This window comes from Megasphaera cerevisiae DSM 20462 (genome assembly GCF_001045675.1).
GTDB classification, from domain to species: Bacteria; Bacillota; Negativicutes; order Veillonellales; family Megasphaeraceae; genus Megasphaera; species Megasphaera cerevisiae.
Map to the genome: position 1 here is coordinate 1 of NZ_LEKT01000105.1, position 2,036 is coordinate 2,036.

The following is a 2,036-nucleotide window of genomic DNA, read 5'->3' on the forward strand; positions in this document are numbered from 1 at the left end:
ATTTTATAATGTATTATTTGAATACTATATATTTTTAATTTTCAACTTTTTATTATTTTTTTCAGTGATTTATATATGACAGACTAAAAAACTAATTTTATCTATATGCTGACAACCTAGTATGTGATAAAAATTACAAATAAAAAAAGATAAGAAAGGATTGATGTACATGGTATTTTTTTTAGCTGTATCACCTATTTTATGGCTTATTATTTCTTTAGGATTTTTAAAAATGCAAAGTTATAAAGCCTGTCCTGCTGCTCTTCTTATTGCCTTTGCCGTAGCGTTGTTCAGCTACGACATGCCCGGCAGCGCCGCGGCAACTGCCGCTTTAGAAGGCATAGCCCTAGCTTGCTGGCCAATTCTGCTGGTCATCATTGCTGCAATTTTCACCTATAATTTAGCGATTCATACTAAAAGCATGGATATTATCAAACACATGCTCACTACGGTCAGCAAGGACCGGCGCGTACTAGTATTACTTATTGGCTGGGGATTCGGTGCCTTCATGGAAGGAATGGCCGGTTTTGGTACGGCTATTGCCATTCCGGCCAGTATGTTAGTGGCCCTGGGCTTTAACCCAATCCGTGCCATTCTAGTCTGCCTGATTGCCAACTCAGTGCCTACAACCTATGGTTCTATCGGGATTCCCGCCAGTACGCTGGCCAACCTGACAGGATTAAATCCATTGCTGTTGGCAAAGTATATCAGCCTGCAGTTGCTGCCGTTGAATATTCTCTGTCCATTTCTGATGGTCATCGTAACCGGCGGTTCTATCAAGGCCCTGAAGGGAGTTTTTATGCTGACGCTGCTGTCCGGCCTGGGCCTTGCTATTCCCGAACTGATTATTGCTTCTTTTATAGGTCCTGAGCTAGCCGTCATGGCAGCCTCCGTCATTATCATGGGCATCATTATTTTGTACTCCAAAATATTCAGTATTACCTCCACAGAATATCACCTGGACATTCACCCGGCGCATGTTCCCCTGAAAGGTGGTCTTCTGGCCTGTTTACCTTTTATTCTGATCTTCGTATTTTTACTTGCTACCTCAAAGCTTTTCCCTTTTATCAACGAACCCCTAAATATGATAAAAACGGCAGTACTGATTTATAGCGGTCCCGGCGCCGTCCCTTATACCTTTGTATGGATAGCCACCCCGGGCATATTAATTTTGCTGGCAGCTTTTATCAGCGGCAAAGTACAAAGTTCTTCCTTTACGGAAATGTGCATTGTATTAGGACATACGGTAGTCGGACTTCGCAATACCATTATTACCATCATAGCCGTCATCGCAACGGCCAAGGTCATGGGCTACAGCGGCATGACCTCAGATATCGCCCGGACAGCTGTCGACGCTACTGGTCCGATGTATCCCGCCATTGCTCCCCTCATTGGTTCTGTAGGCACATTTATTACCGGTTCAGGAACTTCCAGCAACGTATTATTTGGTAATCTGCAAATCAATGCGGCTACAGCTATTGGAGCCAATCCTGCCTGGCTGGCAGCAGCGAATTCAGCCGGCACCTGTGCAGGAAAAATGATTTCACCACAAAGCATCGCTATTGCTGTGGGTGCTATTTCGTTAAAAGGCCGCGATAATGAAATTCTGAAAGCTATCGTAAAAGTATATATTCCTTTCATTATTATATTAGGCTGCATCGTATACTTTGGTCAGCTGTGCATACGCTAAAGCTGCAAAAAAGCGTGTCCTCCTTGGGACACGCTTTTTTACTGCTGCACAATATCGCTCTTCTTATTATGCTTCGATTTCAGATACAACACCAGCACCTACTGTACGTCCGCCTTCACGGATAGCGAAACGAAGACCAACTTCAACAGCAATCGGGGTAATCAATTCAACATCCATCATAACGTTATCCCCAGGCATGCACATTTCAGTACCTTCCGGTAACTGGATCACGCCGGTTACATCTGTCGTGCGGAAGTAGAATTGCGGACGATAGCCATTGAAAAACGGCGTGTGACGGCCGCCTTCATCCTTTGTCAATACATATACCTGCGCCTTGAATTTCGTA

Annotated in this window: 2 protein-coding genes; one reads left to right on the forward strand and one right to left on the reverse strand. The window is 44.1% G+C overall.

The window, feature by feature from the left end:
* The first annotated feature begins 169 nt into the window (after positions 1 to 169).
* Positions 170 to 1,690, forward strand: coding sequence for an L-lactate permease (locus AB840_RS15135; RefSeq protein WP_048515652.1), 1,521 nt, complete (start codon positions 170 to 172; stop codon positions 1,688 to 1,690).
* A 66-nt stretch (positions 1,691 to 1,756) separates the two neighbouring features.
* Here AB840_RS15135 and AB840_RS15140 read toward each other — a convergent pair.
* Positions 1,757 to 2,036 (reverse strand): EF-Tu C-terminal domain-related protein (locus AB840_RS15140; protein WP_048515384.1); only part of this gene is annotated, 280 nt, incomplete at its 5' end.

What these genes read in the sequence shown, in the direction of transcription:
- AB840_RS15135 (WP_048515652.1), top strand. Translation starts at nt 170, where the DNA reads ATGGTATTTTTTTTAGCTGTATCACCTATTTTATGGCTTATTATTTCT.